General features: G+C 74.6%; 13 protein-coding genes. 3 read left to right on the top strand and 10 right to left on the bottom strand.

Annotated features, from left to right (window positions below; translation table 11 throughout):
• Positions 1–212: 212 nt before the first annotated feature.
• The 8 genes from MF672_RS03260 to MF672_RS03295 all read right to left on the bottom strand — a co-directional run bounded on the left by MF672_RS03260 (position 213) and on the right by MF672_RS03295 (position 10,389).
• Positions 213–1,418: a serine/threonine-protein kinase gene (locus MF672_RS03260; protein ID WP_242373498.1), complete on the bottom strand. Its 1,206-nt coding sequence runs from the start codon at positions 1,416–1,418 to the stop codon at positions 213–215.
• 195 nt (positions 1,419–1,613) lie between these two features.
• Positions 1,614–3,431, bottom strand: a complete 1,818-nt coding sequence (locus MF672_RS03265) for a serine/threonine-protein kinase (RefSeq protein WP_242373499.1) — start codon at positions 3,429–3,431, stop codon at positions 1,614–1,616.
• 16 nt (positions 3,432–3,447) lie between these two features.
• The gene (locus MF672_RS03270) at positions 3,448–5,727 is read right to left on the bottom strand and encodes a serine/threonine-protein kinase (RefSeq protein ID WP_308210460.1); all 2,280 of its coding nucleotides are present in this window, start codon (positions 5,725–5,727) and stop codon (positions 3,448–3,450) included.
• Between the two features lie 118 nt (positions 5,728–5,845).
• Positions 5,846–6,358: a YbaK/EbsC family protein gene (locus MF672_RS03275; RefSeq protein ID WP_242373501.1), complete on the bottom strand. Its 513-nt coding sequence runs from the start codon at positions 6,356–6,358 to the stop codon at positions 5,846–5,848.
• 60 nt (positions 6,359–6,418) lie between these two features.
• Positions 6,419–7,969, bottom strand: a complete 1,551-nt coding sequence (locus MF672_RS03280; RefSeq protein ID WP_242373502.1) for a flavin monoamine oxidase family protein — start codon at positions 7,967–7,969, stop codon at positions 6,419–6,421.
• A gap of 13 nt (positions 7,970–7,982) precedes the next feature.
• A complete protein-coding gene (locus MF672_RS03285) occupies positions 7,983–8,825 on the bottom strand; it encodes a M55 family metallopeptidase (protein ID WP_242373503.1) in 843 nt (280 codons plus the stop codon).
• Positions 8,822–10,033, bottom strand: coding sequence for a DUF6395 domain-containing protein (locus tag MF672_RS03290; protein ID WP_242373504.1), 1,212 nt, complete (start codon positions 10,031–10,033; stop codon positions 8,822–8,824). The genes MF672_RS03285 and MF672_RS03290 overlap by 4 nt, the downstream gene beginning before the upstream one ends.
• Entirely contained in the window at positions 10,024–10,389 is a 366-nt protein-coding gene (locus tag MF672_RS03295) for a hypothetical protein (protein ID WP_242373505.1), read from the bottom strand. Before MF672_RS03295 ends, MF672_RS03290 begins: the two co-directional genes overlap by 10 nt.
• A gap of 142 nt (positions 10,390–10,531) precedes the next feature.
• Here MF672_RS03295 and MF672_RS03300 point away from each other — a divergent pair, with 142 nt between their 5' ends.
• Positions 10,532–11,380, top strand: a complete 849-nt coding sequence (locus MF672_RS03300; protein WP_242373506.1) for a hypothetical protein — start codon at positions 10,532–10,534, stop codon at positions 11,378–11,380.
• A gap of 30 nt (positions 11,381–11,410) precedes the next feature.
• Here the strand turns inward: MF672_RS03300 and MF672_RS03305 are convergent, their stop codons facing one another.
• A complete protein-coding gene (locus MF672_RS03305; protein WP_242373507.1) occupies positions 11,411–12,184 on the bottom strand; it encodes an enoyl-CoA hydratase/isomerase family protein in 774 nt (257 codons plus the stop codon).
• Between the two features lie 109 nt (positions 12,185–12,293).
• Between MF672_RS03305 and MF672_RS03310 the strand changes: the two genes are divergently transcribed.
• Together MF672_RS03310 and MF672_RS03315 are read left to right on the top strand one after the other, a co-directional pair.
• Positions 12,294–12,578: a HesB/IscA family protein gene (locus MF672_RS03310; RefSeq protein ID WP_242373508.1), complete on the top strand. Its 285-nt coding sequence runs from the start codon at positions 12,294–12,296 to the stop codon at positions 12,576–12,578.
• Positions 12,579–12,679: 101 nt separating this feature from the next.
• Complete coding sequence (locus MF672_RS03315; RefSeq protein ID WP_242373509.1) at positions 12,680–14,704, top strand: CehA/McbA family metallohydrolase; 2,025 nt, start codon at positions 12,680–12,682, stop codon at positions 14,702–14,704.
• 27 nt (positions 14,705–14,731) lie between these two features.
• Here MF672_RS03315 and MF672_RS03320 read toward each other — a convergent pair whose 3' ends face one another.
• On the bottom strand, positions 14,732–15,193 hold the full coding sequence (locus MF672_RS03320) for a PaaI family thioesterase (protein ID WP_242373510.1): 462 nt from the start codon (positions 15,191–15,193) through the stop codon (positions 14,732–14,734).
• Between the last annotated feature and the right edge of the window lie 7 nt (positions 15,194–15,200).

Below are 15,200 nucleotides of genomic sequence, written 5' to 3' on the forward strand. Positions count from 1 at the left end.
GCGTCGCTGCGGTGGGCGCCGGATGCAATGCTGTCCAGACTGCCAGGTGCCCGGCGGGCCTCCGGCAGAGGGTGGCTTGTCGCGGTCATGTTACCCATGGGTAGCTTACGCGCAAACCGTGAGGGAACACGGCCGGCGCACAAGCACTGCCGTTCCCCACCATACCGAACTTCATTCTGTTCGCGGCCATCACCCCCAGCCCGAGCGGACCCTCAGGCCGACAGCAGGAACACGATCCCGACGACGAGCGCCGTTCCGGCGAACAACGCCAGGGTGAAGGTGCTGAACACCGCCGCCAACCCGAAGCAGAGGCCTACAACCCCTGCCACACTGACCATATCTGTGATCATGCGGGAGCGTCTGTAAGGACCGTGCGTGAACAGCGCGACCCCGGCGTCGGACACCGCGCCCAGCGCGTACGCCGCCAGCAGGAACAGCGCCACCTCCGGCACCAGGTCCCGGGCCGCCGCCGCCAGCAGCCCCGTGAACAGCCCGGACGCGATCAGCCAGCGCCTGCGCACTTTCTCCCGGTGCCGGGCGCGGGACTCCTCGACCGGACGCCGGGCCCGCGGCTCGCCCGGCCGCCACTCCATGGTCGCGGTGTCGTCGCCGGCCCGGGAGGGGGCGCGGACCGGACGGGGGACGGAGGGGACGTGCTCCACACCGAGGCGGGCGCAGATCTGCGCGGCCGTGGGCCGCGCGGCGGGGTCCGTGGCCAGGCACTCCGTTAACAGCGGCGCCAGCCAGCCGGGCACGTCCTCCAGGTCGGGCGGGTGGTGCACGACCCGGTAGGCGACCGCGGCGGCGGGCCCCTGCCCGTACGGCTGCCGCCCGGTGGCCGCGTACGCGAGCGTCGCGCCGAAGGAGAACACGTCGGCCGCCATGCCCGCCTGCCGCCCCTCCAGCACCTCGGGGGCCAGGTAGCCGGGCGTGCCGACGACCGCGCCCGAGGCGGTCACCGACAACGAGTCGAGGGCGCTCGCGATGCCGAAGTCGATGACGACGGGGTCGCCCTCGGCGAGGATCACGTTCGCGGGCTTGAGGTCGCGGTGCACGACGCCGGCCTCGTGCATGGCGAGCAGCGCGTCGGCGAGCCCGGCGGCCAGCCTGCGCAGGTCCTCGACCGGCGCGGGAACGGCGCTCAGCGGGCGGCCCTGGATGTAGCGGGTGACCAGGTAGGGGCGCGCGCCCTCCAGCGAGGCGTCCAGCACCTCCGCCACGTGCGGGCCGCCGACCCGGCGCATGGTCTCCACCTCGCGGGCCAGGCGGGCCAGGGCGGCGCTGTCGGCGGCGACGTGCGGGTGCAGCACCTTGACGGCGACCGTGCGGCCCTCCGCGTCGAGCGCGAGGTGCACCTCGCCGAAACCGCCCGCCCCCAGCCGCGAGAGGAGTTCGTAGGGGCCGAGGCGCTCGCTCATACCTCTACTGTCCCCACCCGGACCCCCCAGGACACCCCAGCTCAACGGGCGGGCAGGGGACGCAGCCGACCCCCCAGGACACCCCAGCTCAACGGGCGGGCAGGGGACGCAGCCGACCCCCCAGGACACTCCAGCTCAAAGGGCGGGCAGGGGACGCCGCCCGAGCCCCCCAGGGCCCGGGTCGCGTCTTCCTGGTCAGAACCAGTTGGTGAGGAAGCCCAGGCCCAGGTGGTCGAGGAGGCTGCCGATCAGGCCCGTGACCATGCCCATGGCCGTCTGGCTGGCCTCGTTGCTCAGCTCATCGATGATCTTGCTCGGCGCCCGCCACGGCGACCACACCGGCTCCTGCCCCATGGCGAACATCACCGCGAACAGCGCCGCCGTGCCCACCACCACGACCGCGACCAGCGCCGCGCCCGGGGTGCGCAGCACGCCGGTGAGCGTGCGCGTAACCGCCTTGCGCGGCGCGCCACCGCCCGGCAGCACGAACAGCCCGGCCGCGAACGCCCCGGCCCCGTACGCCGCCGCCTGGTTGATGTCCATGCCGCCGCCCCAGCGGAACACGCCCCACACGCACACGCCGAACAGCAGCGCCAGCGGCACCTGCACCACCGACACCAGCGCCGACTTGATCAGCGCCCACGGCGTGCCGACGACCGCCAGCCACGGGTCGGCCGCGCTGCTGCCGCGGATCTGCCGCCGCTTGACCATGTCGCCGAACAGGTACTCGCCGATGCGCAGCACCAGCGCCAGCGCGACCGCGACCGTGCCCGCCACCACGGGCGTCATCACGGTCATCGCCACCAGCGTGACCAGCAGCAGCAGCCCCGTGAGCTGCGCGCCGAACAGGTAGCGCCTACGCTCGGCGGGCGGCGTGTGCTGGCGCGGCGCGGGCGGCGGCGTGTAGGGCCGGACCTGCTGCGGGGGCGGGGCCGGGTAGCCGGCGACCCGCTGGTCGCCGTACGGCGGCCGAGCGGGCACGTAGGGCGGCGGCCGCTCCTCCTGGCGCGGCCGTTCCTCCTGCCGGGTGCGCGGCGGGGCCTCCGCCCGGCGCTGCTGCCGGGGCGGCGGGGGCGGGGGCGGCTGGGGCTTGGCGTACTCGACCGGCGGCAGCAGGTCGGAGTAGCTGGAGTTGTCCATCACCCGGGTGCCGCCGCCCATGCGCTTGGTGCCGGTCGGCCCGTCGAAGGAGGAGGTCTCGTTGAACGTGGTCACCGCGGGGTCGAGCGCCCTGGCGGTGCGCAGCAGCTCCTGGGCGCTCGGCCGGGCGGCCGCGTCGACCTGGAGGGCGCGGCTCAGCCAGCCGCGCAGCCACGCGGGCGCCTTGTCGAGCTGCGCCCGCCCTTCCATGATGTTGAAGCAGACCGACTCGAACGTGCCGGTGCCGAACGGCGGCGCGCCCGTGGCGGCGAAGAACACCGTCGAGGCCAGCGCGTGCACGTCGGCCGCCTGGGTGATGTCGGAGTCGCGGATGATCTCGGGCGCGAGGTAGCCGGGCGTGCCGACGAACATGCCGGTCTGCGTCAGCCGGGTCGCGTTGACCAGGTGGGCGATGCCGAAGTCGATGACCAGCGGCTCGCCGTCGACCAGCATGACGTTGGACGGCTTGAAGTCGCGGTGGATCACGTCGGCCGCGTGGATGGCCACCAGCGCCTGGCACAGCCCCTGCGCGAGCTTGATCACCTCACGGGCCGGCAGGGGCCCGTCGGTCAGGACGGTGTCCTCCAGCGTGCGGCCGGGCGCGAAGCGCGTCACGACGTACGGCTGCCCGCCCACCAGCTCGGCGTCGATGACCTCGGCCACGAACGGGCTGCGCACCCGCCGCATGGTCTCCACCTCGCGGGTGAGCCGGTCGCGCGCCTTGAGGTCGGCGGCCACGTGCGGGTGCAGCACCTTGACGGCGACCTCGCGGCCCTCACCGTCGAGTCCGAGGTGGACGACCCCCATGCCGCCCTCGCCGATCTTCCTGACGAGCCGGTACGGGCCCAGGCGTTCCGGTGCTTGGATGCTCATCGCCGCCTTCCCCGCGTCATCCCCCGGTGTTCCCCCTCAGACCTTTCAGTTCCTTGACCACTGGCGTGACGTTCAGCGGAGTCCATCCAGCCCCCCTTGGCGTGTCCCCGAACGTGCTGTAAGCGAGGATCAGCGAGAGCGCGGCCGTCGCCGCGAGGACTCCGGCCATCACCATCGCCGCTGTTCTCGAGGGTACGAGGGATGAGAGCGTTCTGCGCATCTGCCTCCCCGGCCCCTCCACTCCGGGGCCGGCGCAGACCGTCCACAGGGCGACCGCGGCACCCCAGGCCAGGGCGTTGGCCGGGGCGGTGTCGGTCGCCACCGTGAGCAGCAGCGTCACCGGCAGACCCAGGATGAGCGCGTAGAGCGTCAGGGCGAGCGTGATGCCCGCCGATTTGACCAGTGCCGCCGGGTAGGCGAGGACCCGGAACACGTCGAGCGCCGCCGCGCCGGCCGGCCGCCGGGTCGCGAGCTGCGGCTGCGCCAGGTCGGCCGCGCGCAGCAGCACCGCGATCGGCACGGTCACGACGGCGACGAGAAGGGGCGCGAGCACCGCCGCCACGATCATGAGGATCAGCAGCATCGCGCCGGCCACCCCGTACGCCCGCGAGCGCTGCAACGGGTTGCCCGGGGCCGCGCCCGGCAGGTACGGCTCCCGCTGCGTCGGGTCGGGCTGGTAGTGCGGCTGCGCGGGGATGTAGGGCGGCGGCTGCATCGGCACCGGGCCCTGCCGCCCGTACTCGGGGGCGTCGGGGCCGTGGCCGAGGCGGGCCGCCTGGTCGTGGCCGGGGGCCATCCGGCCGGCGTCGGGCGCGGGCCCGGCGGCGCCAGGGGTGAGCCGGGCCGCGTCGAGCCCGCCACCCGGGAAGCCGCCGGGGACGCCGCCCGGGAGCCCGCCCGGGTGTCCGCCCGGCGGCAGGTTGGGCGCGGGCCGGCCCAGCTCCGGCGTGGCGTTGAGCCGGCCGTAGTCGGGCGAGTCCGGACGCACCCGGCGGGTCGGCACGTCGGCCTCGACCGGCGGGACCGGGTGGTTGTTGACCGGCGGCGGCGGCCACGGCTGGTTGCCCGACAGGTTGCCCGACAGGTTGCCCGACAGGTTGCCCGGCGCCGCCGCGTTCTCCTGCTGGATGCGGCGCAGCTCCTCGGGCGTGACGCGGCGGGTGGGCCACGGGTCGCCCTCGGGGAGCAGGCTCTCGACGGGCACGTCCGAGGCGGCCGCGCCGGGCAGGCCGGGCCCGGCCGGCACCCCGGGCGCGCCCGGGATGCCCGAGGTGCCCGGGGCGGCGGGCCCGCTCTGGCCCGGCAGCAGCGACACGTACGGCTGGTCCTGGGCCGGCGTCGCGGGCTGCGGCTCCTGGCCTTCGAGCAGCCGCCGCGGCGTGACCGCGGGCGTGGAGATGTCGTACGACGGCCGGTCGGCGATGCGCGGCGGCTGGCTCTCCGGCGGCCGCGGCACGGTGGAGATCTCGTCGGGCGTGCCGCCGGGCGGCGGCTGGGGCAACATCCGCGCGGTCTGCTCGGCGAGGTCGGCCGCCTTGGGCCGCTTGGCCGGGTTGCGCTGGAAGGCCGCCTTGAGCAGCGGTTGCAGGGTCGCCGGGGCGGCGCCGACGTCGGCCTTGCCCGCGGTGATGTTGTAGAAGATCATCTCCAGCGTGCCCTTGCCGAAGGGCGGCTGGCCGGTGGCCGCGTACAGCAGCGTGCCCGCCCAGGCGTGCACGTCCACCTCGGGGCCCGCCTCCTGGCCCTCGATGATCTCGGGGGCGAGGTAGCCGGGCGTGCCGATGAACATGCCGGTCTGCGTCAGCCGCGTCGCGTCGACGGCCTGGGCGATGCCGAAGTCGATGAGGACGGGCTCGCCGTCCAGGATCAGCACGTTGCCCGGCTTGAGGTCGCGGTGGATCACGCCCACCGAGTGCACCGAGGCCAGCGCCGCGGCCACGCCGTGCGCCAGCCGGACCAGCGCGGGCAGGTCGAGCGGCCCGTCGTCCTTGACGATGTCGTCGAGGGCGCGGCCGGGCACGTAACGGGTGACGATGTAGGGACGATGACCGGTCACATCGGCGTCGATCACTTCGGCGATGTACTTGCTGCGCACCCGGCGCATGGTCTCGACCTCGCGCGAGAGCCGCCGCCTGGCGACCTCGTCGCCGGCGACCTCGCCGCGCAGGACCTTGACCGCCACCTGCCGACCCTGGGGGTCGACAGCGAGGTGGACAACGCCCATCCCGCCTTCACCGAGCCGCCTGAGCAGCCGGTAAGGGCCTAGTCGGTCATCGTTCATGGCATGAAGCACCATACCGGCTTAATCCCCGCCCACGAGATGAACCATGAGGCCACATTCCCACTCGTACAACGTCCGCAACGGCCTCTCCGGTTTCCCGACGGCGGGTCTCGAATCGGCCTCGATTTTCCCTTCAGCCCGCCAGCGGCAGGACCTCGGCCCGCTTCAGCCCGGCCAGCGCGGCACCGGGCAGCGCCAGCTTCGAGTGGCGCACGCCGCTGCCGATCACCACCCGCGCGTGCTCGGCGACCCGGGTGTCGACCAGCACCGGCCACTCCTCGGGCAGGCCGATCGGGGTGATGCCGCCGTACTCCATGCCGGTCAGCTCGACGGCCTCGGCCATCGGCGCGAAGCTGGCCTTGCGGGCGTCGAGGTGGCGGCGGACCACGCCGTTGACGTCGGCCCGCGTCGTCGCGAGCACCACGCAGGCGGCGTAGCGCGTCTCGCCGCCCCGCCTGGCGGCCACGATCACGCAGTTGGCGGACTCGTCGAGGGTGACGCCGTAGCGTTCGCAGAACGCCGCGGTGTCGGCCAGATCGGGGTCGATCCCGGCCACCTCGACGCCCTCCACCCCTGACACGGCCCGCGCCACCGGCTCGGCCAGCAGGTCGGTCCGCTCAGCCACGGGCACCCAGTGCAAGCTCATCCCGTCTCCTCGTTCGGCTCTCCCGAGAACCCTACGGCGATCCGGGAACGGCCGGCGCCGTCACGCCGACTGCAGCACGCGCTGGTGCAGCAGGGTGACGGCGGCGCGCGCGGACTCCATGGCCCCCGCCTGCCAGGCGATCAGGTGGGTGAGCCAGTCGCCCGCGAAGTAAACCCTCCCGGCGGGGCGTTGCAGAAGAGTGAAGGACGAATCAAAGGCGGGCCAGCGCACCCACGCCCCCTCGATGTGGGGCTGGCGGTGCCAGGCGATCGAGACGCTGGACAGCACGTCCTTCCGGTACTTCTCGCCGTGGATCTTCTTGCCCTGGGTGAGGGCGCGGCCGCGGCGGTCCTCCGGGGAGAGCGCGCCGTACAGCTCGGCGTCGCGCTCGGTGTTGTAGTAGCCGACGAGCACGCCGCGCTCGGAGTGGAAGCCGTGGGAGGGGTACCAGATGTGGGTGATGTCGAGGTCGGTCTCGGTGACGCCGCCGTAGATGCGGTCCTCCAGCTCCCACCAGCGCCGCCCGTACTCCAGGCCGATCTTGCCCGCGGCGATCGGGACGGGGGTCCTCAGCGCGGCCGTGACCTGCGCGCCGAGGTTGTGCGGGATCCTGGCCAGGACGTGCGGCGGGAGGGCGGCGACGCAGTAGTCGGCCTTGATCGAGCCGCCGTCCCAGACGACCTCGACGCCGTCGGCCAGCGTGGTGATCCCGGTGACCTTGGTCCCGGTCCTGATCCGGTCCGCGCCGACGGCCTCGGTGAGCTTGACGACGATCGCGTCCATGCCGCCGACCGGCTGGAACATGGGGGTGGCCATGTCGTAGCCGAAGTCGTTGAGCACGAGGCGGCCGGTGCCGGCGGCGAGGATCTCGCGGAGGGGAGCGGGGGCGTCGAGCGGGGTGCCGCCGTCCAGCGCCGGGTACTTGACGTAGCCGCGGCGGGCGGAGCCGGCGTAGTCCAGCTTCGGGCCGAGGTCGCCGAACCTGCGCAGGAAGTCGAGCAGCCGCTCCTGGTCGTCCTTGGTGAGGCTGCGGTCGAGCGCGCCGTGGTCGGTGGCCTTGGCCAGCAGCTCGGCGACGTAGCCGTAGAGGTCGGCGCGGGCGGTGCGGGCCCGCACGGTGCGCCCTCCGGTGTGGACGTAGGCCGAGGCGTTGTGGTTGACGAACGTCTCGATGGGGACGCCCAGCTCGCGGCAGTAGTCCAGCGTCACCATCCAGGGGGCGATCCGGCCGGGGCCCGCGTTGAAGTACAGCCCCTCGCCGAGGCGGGCCTGCTGGGCCGGGCCGTTCAGCTCGGTCAGGCGGTCGCCGCCGCGCAGCGTCAGGTTCCGGCCGCCCGCCTTCTCCCTGGCCTCCAGCAGCGTGCAGTCGTAGCCGGCCTTGCCCAGCTCGTACGCCGCCGTCAGCCCCGCCACCCCCGCCCCCAGGATCACGACCTTGGCCGCGCCCTTGCCGCGCAGCGTGAAGTCGCCCTGCCGGGGGGCGGTGAACTCCTTGTCCTGCGCCGACGGCGCCAGCCCGAGCGCGCCCATGGCGGCGTACATGGCGCCCGCGCCGCCCGCCGCGCCGATCCCGACGAGCAGTCCGCGCCGGGTCAGCGCCGCCCGTTCCACGTCCGTCCGCTCCTCATCCGTAGGGGCCGCTGCCGCAGGCGACCTGGCCGCCGATCGTGGCGAAGATGCCGAACAGCGCCATGATCTGGGAGAAGTCGTCCGTGGTGAACTCGATGTGCCGCGGCCCCGCCGTCTTCACGCCGGGGATCAGCGCCACCGCGGCGGCGATGGCCGTCGAGTTCCACTCGACGCCGAGCGTGTACGGCGCCTCCACCCGGTACGGCCGGAAGTCGCCGAGCCGCCCGAGCGCCCGCGCCGCGGCCTCGCGGATGCGGGCCTGGGCCACGCTCGGCGGCAGCAGCTCCGCGGAGAACTTGTCGATGCCTTTCTTGACCGCCACCGTCTCGACGTCGCCGAGGACCTCGCGGGCCTCCTCGCCGACCGCCTCGTCCCCGGTGACCAGCACCACCGGCACGCCGTGGAAGCCGGCGCACGCCGCCACCAGCCGCGTCTCGCCGCACGGCGCGCCGTTGAGCGTGACGTTCTGGATCTCCTTGCCCATCCAGGTGTGGTTGAGCACGCCGTTCTGGACGCCGGCCCGCGCGTGGTAGCCGACGAAGCAGGCCGCCGCGAACGACCCGTCGAGCCCCTGCGCCATCCGCTGCGCCTTGCCGGGGCCGCGGATCAGGGTGGCGCGCGGGTCGAGCAGGTCGATGCGCAGGTTCTTGGTGGAGCCGTGGGCGTCGTTGACCAGCACGCCGCTCGCGCCCGCGTCGAACGCGCCGGCGACCGCGGCGTTGGCGTCGGCGGTCATCAGCTCGCAGCCGCGCTCGTAGCCGCGCTTGCCGGCGTGCATCTCCTCCGGGTCGGTGAGCCCGGTGACGCCCTCCATGTCCACCGACAGGTACACCTTCACGCCGCCGACCCCCAGTTCTCCACGCGCCTGGCCTCGTCCTCGGTCATCAGCCCGACCTTCTCCGTCATGAACGCGGCCACCTGGGCGCGCCACGCCTCCGGGATCTCCTCGATCGCGGGCGGGTAGCAGTGGTCGAGCCAGCTCGTGGACTCCTCGGTGGCCTCGAAGTAGTCGAGGGCGGGCCCGAACAGGGTGTTCTCGATGCCGGGGACGCGGGCCAGGCCGTACTCGATCATCTCCTGGCCGCCGTAGGGCGGCTTGCGCAGCCACTTGCGGGCGAAGGGGCGGTCGGCGGTGACCGGCGTGTCGAGCGGCCGGCGCTCGACGGCGGCCTGGATCAGCTCCTTGTACAGGCACTTGCCGCAGTCGCGGCACGGGCCGTCGGTGCCGCGCAGGCACCAGCGCACCTGCTCGCGCAGCTCGGAGCTCAGCGCGAGGCGCATGGTGGTCGCCTCGCTGACGCCGCCGACGGGCAGCACGAGGTGCACGCCCACGGCGGCGAACAGCCGGCCCCACTTGCCGTGCGCCGACCACATCGGGTTGTCGGGGGTGTAGCGGTGCAGGTAACGGCCGCCGCCGAGCCAGCGCGAGCCCATCTCGTAGCCGAAGCCGAGCCCGCCGAGGCCGAGCTGGTCGGCCAGCAGCAGCGCCCCGGCCGCCACCGCGTGGTGCTCCGGGTAGCCGGGACGCGGCTCGGCGAGCGTGTACTCCAGGTCGGAGGTGACGGTGGTGACCTCCCGCCCGGTCCGCGCGGCGAGCCTGGCCAGCACGTCGGAGCGGTAGTGCGGCCACCGGTTGGGGATGCGCCGGTGCGGCACCCGGCGGAAGTGCGTGAACGGCGCCTCGGGGAAGATCGTGGCGGCGGCCACGGAGTCGGCGCCGCCGCTGTAGGAGATGGCGAGCGTCGGCCCGGGCCGCCGGGGCTCGGCGCCGACCGGGCCGGCCTCGACGCCCCAGCCGTCGTGCAGCGCGGCCGCCAGCTCGGCCGAGACGGCCCGGTCGAAGGTCACCCGCCGGCGGGTCCAGGGGGCGACGACCGTCCAGGCGGCGACGGCGTACAGGTCGGGGTGGGCGTCGGCGGGGACGCCGCCGATCGTGCACGAGTTGGTGGCCAGCTTGACGGGGAAGCCGTCGGAGGCCCTGCCGGTGATCTCGTCCTCGGGGTCGAGCCGGAAGCTCAGGTCCCCGCCGGTCCACGTCACGCGCACGGGCGCTCCCCGGCGGAGGCGCGGGCGCGGAGGTCGTCGATGGCCTGCCAGACCAGGACCTCGTTCTGCAGGACGCCGTCCAGCGCCTTCGCGGTCTCCTGCGCCAGCCGGTGGGTGTCGTCGACGCGCGCCTTGTCCACCACGGGCCCCTGCTGGGAGCGCTCCTGGGGGCGGGCGGCGGCCTTGCGCAGGCGTTCCACCTCGGTCTGGAGGCTCTTCACCTCGCGCCGGAGCGTCTGGACCTCCCACAGCGCGTCCTTGAGGTCCTGCCGGTGGTCGGCGATCGAGATGTAGCGGGAGTCGAACCACGTACGCACGGCCTTGCGAAGCCGCGCAGGGACCAGGGCGCGCATCATGAAACGCCACCATACTGGCAAACCCGGGGCCAAATGGACGGCCTGTGGTAACCGGTCCGGCTTTGTCCGGGACCGCCGGCGGGGCCCGCCGCCGCGCCACGCGTTCATGACGAGTGGTGTACGAGTGGTAACGTTCCGCTACATGCCCTCCCCCGCGCATGCCACCTTGGCCGCGCTGTTCGACGACCGCCCGACGCTCGCCGTCGAGCTCCTGTGCGAGGCGTTCGACATCGACCTGCCGCCCGACACGCTGGTCGCGGTCTCGCCCGACGACGTGCCCGAGCCGCCCGGCCTCGGCGGCGAGCCGGAGACGGTCTTCGCGCCGGGGCCGGCCCACGGCGTGCTCGTCGAGCTGCTGCGCACGCCCTGCGAGGACGACCGGCAGGCGTGGGCGCGCCGCGGGGCCGCGCTCTGGCTGCGGCTCAACCGGCCGGTCGTGGTGCTGGTGCTCGCCCCCGACGGCGAGGTCGCCGCCTGGGCCTCGCAGCCGGTCGTCACCAGCATGCCGGGGTACGTCGTGCATCCGCTGGTGGTCGGGCCCGAGCAGCTGAGCCCGCTCGCCGACCCGGCGGAGGCGGCCGGGCGCCTGGAGCTGTCCGTCCTGTCCGTCATGGCGCACGGGGCCGAGACGCCGGTGGCCGAGGCGTTCCTCGGGGCCCTGTCGAAGGTCGAGGAGGAGCGCGGGGCGCGCTACCTCGAATACGCCTATCACCTGTCGCCCGGCCAGGTCCGCCGGGTGCTGGAGGAGAGCATGTCGTCTGCCGCCTGGCCGGTCCACAGCCCGTTCGCCCGCGAGCACTACACCAAGGGACGCGCCGCCGGCCTCGCGGAGGGCAAGGCGCGGGCCGTGCTGACCGTGCTGCGGGCCAGGGGCGTCGCCCTCACCGACGACGCCCGCTCGGCCATCACCTCCTGCGCCGACCAGCAGCAGCTCGACGAGTGGGCCCGCCGGGCGGCCGTCGCGCAGCGCGTCGAGGACCTGTTCGCCTGACCGCCCCGCCCGCGGGCGGGCCCGCCGGCCCTACCTGCCGGTGAACTTCGGCTTGGTCTTCTCGGCGAACGCGCGCATGCCGGCCTTGGCGTCGTCGGTGGCGAACAGCCCGGAGAACTGCAGCCGCTCGATCTCCAGACCGGTGTCGAGATCGACCTCAAGCCCCTGGTCCACGGCCTGCTTGGCGGCGCGCAACGCGACCGCCGGGCCGCCGACGAACGTGGCCGCCCACTCCAGCGCCGCCGTGTAGACCTGCTCGTCCGGCACCACCCGGTCGACCAGGCCGATCTCCAGCGCCTCGGCGGCCGTCACGTGCCGGCCGGTGAAGATCAGGTCCTTGGCGCGCGCCGGGCCGACGAGTCGGGGCAGCCGCTGGGTGCCGCCCGCGCCCGGGATGATGCCGAGCAGGATCTCCGGCTGGCCCAGCCTGGCCGACTCGCCCGCGACGCGGAAGTCGGCGCACAGGGCGAGCTCGCAGCCGCCGCCCAGCGCGTAGCCGGTGATGGCGGCGATGACCGGCTTGCCGATGCGGGCGACCGCCGTGAAGCACGCCTGGAGCGTGCCGGAGTGGGCGGACATGTCGGCATAGGACATGTCGGCCATCTCCTTGATGTCGGCGCCCGCCGCGAAGACCCGCTCGCCTCCGTAGAGGATGACCGCCTGCGCCCCCGGGTCGGCGTCCACGATGCGGGCCGCCTCGGCGATCTCCCGCTGGACCTGGCCGTTGAGCGCGTTCATCTTCGGACGGTCGAGACGGATCGTGGCGATCTGGTCGGCCACTTCGACGCTCACAAACTCACCCATGCTCCGAACCTAACAGCCGCTCCCGGCCGCGGGCCCCCGGCGTTTGGCCGTCCGGCTGCCGGGGAGGCGGTGGTCCTGGCCGGACTTCCGACGACCGAGGAGCATCGACGTGCTGACACTGACCGACAACGCCGTGGTGGCCATCCGCGACCTGATGGTCGGCGAGGACGTGCCGCCCGACGCCGGCCTGCGGATCGCCGCCAAGCCCGACGAGGCGGGCGCGCTGGAGCTGTCGCTGGCGAGCACGCCTCAGGCCGGCGACCAGGTCATCGAGCAGGAGGACGTGCGGGTCTTCGTGGCCGAGGACACCGTCGCCATCCTGGACGACAAGTCGCTCGACGCCCGGCCGGGCAGCCCGGGGCGCCCGTCGTTCCGCCTCGACCGGCGGGACTGACCAGGGCGTACGGCACTCGCCCGCACGATCCCGCGCACACGGGTCGCACAGTCGCGTCTCCCGTGTCACGATGACGGCGCGCCTGATTCAGGGAGTGCCCGATGCGTGACGATCCGCTGTTGCCAGAACCCGTCGCCCGCGCCCTGGCCGGCTACCGGTCCCTGCGCGACGAGCACGGGCTCACGTGGGGCGAGCCGCCGCTGTCGTACGTCGTCCAGGCCCGCGCCACCGTCTTCCTCGGCCCGCGCCACGACTACTGGGGGCCGGCCCTGCGCCAGCTCGCCGCCCGCCACCCCCGGCTGCCCCTCGCCGAGCTGGTGGACCGGCTCGGCGAGGTGGACGTGGACCGCCTGGTGCGCGACGCGCTCGCCGGCGAGGTGCCGGACAACCTGCCCGCGCTGCGCCTCACGCCGTCCGGCGCCGTGGTCGAGGCGGCCGGGCGGGTCGTGCTCGGCGACGCGCCCTTCCGCACCGCGCTGCTGCTGGACTCCCGCCGGCCGGACCCGGCCGAGGTGGTCGTGGACGGCGTCCGGCACGAGGTGCCGCCGGGCGGGGCGGTGATCGTCGAGGTGGCCGGCTCCGCCGAGGTGACCGTCGCGGGCCGGCCGGTGGACCTGTCGCCGCTGGCCCGGCGGGCCGCCCCGGCGGCGCTGCGGCTGCGGGCCGGGTTCCCCTGCCGGTGGAGCGTGACCGGCGCGAACGGCCAGGGCTGGTACCCCGAGGGCGCGCCGCCCAAGATGGACGCGCACGGCCGGCCGTACTTCCACGGCGACGACCTGGTGATGGCCGTCCCCGCCGAGCCGCTGACCGTCACCGTGACCAGGGGCATGGAGTACGCCTCCGCCGAGGCCGCGCTCACCCCGGAGGCGGGCCGCGAGACGCTGGTCGAGCTGACCCCCGAACGGCTCTACGACGCGGCCGGCCGCGGCTGGTACGGCGGCGACCTGCACGTCCACCTCAACTGGATGGGCGAGGAGCCGGCCGCGCCCGAGCTGGCCGCCGCCGCCCAGCACGGCGAGGACCTGCACGTGCTCAACCTGGTGGCGGGCAACGTGGCCGGCGCGCGGGTCTACGACGACGAGGCGCTCGCGCACTGGGCGGGCCGCGACCTGCCCTGGTCGGACGGGCGCCACCTGGCCACGATCGGCGTCGAGTACCGCAACGACCTGGTCGGGCACGCCACCGCGTTCGGCCTGCGCGCCGCGCCCGAGCGGCGGCACTCGGGCTTCCTCGGCACCGCCGACTGGCCGCCGAACGCCGTCGCGCTGGAGCGGCTGCGGGCGCTCGGCGGGGTCACCGGGTACGGGCACCCGTTCCACACCGCCTTCGCCGCGGACGCCCCGCCCGGCGCGGCGCTCGGCCTCGGACGGGACTGCTCGGCCAGGGAGATCGTGGCCGACGCCGCCCTCGGCCTGGTCGACACCCTCGACGTGCTCAACCACACCTCCGTCACGGCCACCGCCGCCGTCTACCGGCGCCTCGTCGGCGCGGGCAACCGGCTGGCCGTCAGCGCCGGCACCGACGTGGTGCTGTCGTTCTGCCGGCGCGGCACCGCGTCCGCGCCGCCCGGGTGGGGGCGGGTGTACGCGCACGTCGGCGGGCCGCTCACCGCCGCCGCCTACGCCGAGGCGCTGCTGCTCGGCCGCACGTTCGCGACCTCCGGGCCGTGGCTGGAGCTGACCGTGGACGGGCACGGGCCCGGCGACACGCTGGAGCTGCCGGCCGGGCGGCGGGTGGAGATCGCGGTGGGGTCGGTGGGGCCCGAGGTCGAGCGGCTGGAGATCCGCACCGCGGACGGGGTGCTGGCGGAAGGGCCGCCCGGGCAGCTCGTGGCCTCGATGACGGTGGACCGGCCGACGTACGTGGTGGCCGTCGCCACGGGCGGGCCGCATCCGCGCGCGATGCACCCGTCCGGGGCGTACGCGCACACCAGCCCGGTCTACCTGGACGTGGCGGGCGAGCACGTGGCCCGGGAGGCGGACGTGCGGTGGTGCCTGACGTGGCTGGACCGGCTGGAGGAGATCCTGCGCGAGTCGGGCACGTTCGAGAGCAAGGAGCAGCTCGCGGACCACCTGGAGCTGTACGGACGCGCCCGCGCCGTCTACCGGGCCCGCCTCCGCACCTGACACCGGCCCCGGAGGGGGCGGCGGGCCTCAGCCGGCGTCGCCGCCGGCGGGGCGGGTGATCGCCTGCACGTGGGCGGTCGCGGTGGCCACGGCCACCGGCTCGCCGTCGGGGCCCAGCAGCTCACCCGACATGAAGCACACCTGCCGCCCGCGCCGCACCACGCGCCCCCGGCCGACGAGCCGGCCGGGCCTCGCCGGACGCAGGAACTGCACGTGCAGGTCGAGCGTCGGCGCGAAGTGCCCCTCGGGCAGCGTGGCGACCAGCGCCGGGCCCAAGGTGTCGTCGAGCATCGCGGCCAGGAACCCGCCCTGGACGACGCCCATTGGGTTGGTGAACCGCTCGTCGGCCACGAAGGCCACCTCGATGGTGCCCCGCCCGGGATCGACGTCAAGGAGCTCCCAGCCGAGCGTCGCGGCCGCCGGCGGCGGGGCGGCCCGCCCGGCGAGCACGTCCCAGAACAGGCCCTGGCGCGGTCGCGTGTCGTCCATGCCGCCG

The sequence above is a fragment of the Actinomadura luzonensis genome, assembly GCF_022664455.2.
In the GTDB taxonomy this organism is placed as follows: domain Bacteria; phylum Actinomycetota; class Actinomycetes; order Streptosporangiales; family Streptosporangiaceae; genus Nonomuraea; species Nonomuraea luzonensis.

What these genes read in the sequence shown, in the direction of transcription:
- MF672_RS03305 (WP_242373507.1), bottom strand. Translation starts at nt 12,184, where the DNA reads ATGGGTGAGTTTGTGAGCGTCGAAGTGGCCGACCAGATCGCCACGATC.
- MF672_RS03295 (WP_242373505.1), bottom strand. Translation starts at nt 10,389, where the DNA reads ATGATGCGCGCCCTGGTCCCTGCGCGGCTTCGCAAGGCCGTGCGTACG.
- MF672_RS03270 (WP_308210460.1), bottom strand. Translation starts at nt 5,727, where the DNA reads ATGGTGCTTCATGCCATGAACGATGACCGACTAGGCCCTTACCGGCTG.
- MF672_RS03260 (WP_242373498.1), bottom strand. Translation starts at nt 1,418, where the DNA reads ATGAGCGAGCGCCTCGGCCCCTACGAACTCCTCTCGCGGCTGGGGGCG.
- MF672_RS03275 (WP_242373501.1), bottom strand. Translation starts at nt 6,358, where the DNA reads ATGAGCTTGCACTGGGTGCCCGTGGCTGAGCGGACCGACCTGCTGGCC.
- MF672_RS03320 (WP_242373510.1), bottom strand. Translation starts at nt 15,193, where the DNA reads ATGGACGACACGCGACCGCGCCAGGGCCTGTTCTGGGACGTGCTCGCC.
- MF672_RS03300 (WP_242373506.1), top strand. Translation starts at nt 10,532, where the DNA reads ATGCCCTCCCCCGCGCATGCCACCTTGGCCGCGCTGTTCGACGACCGC.
- MF672_RS03315 (WP_242373509.1), top strand. Translation starts at nt 12,680, where the DNA reads ATGCGTGACGATCCGCTGTTGCCAGAACCCGTCGCCCGCGCCCTGGCC.
- MF672_RS03265 (WP_242373499.1), bottom strand. Translation starts at nt 3,431, where the DNA reads ATGAGCATCCAAGCACCGGAACGCCTGGGCCCGTACCGGCTCGTCAGG.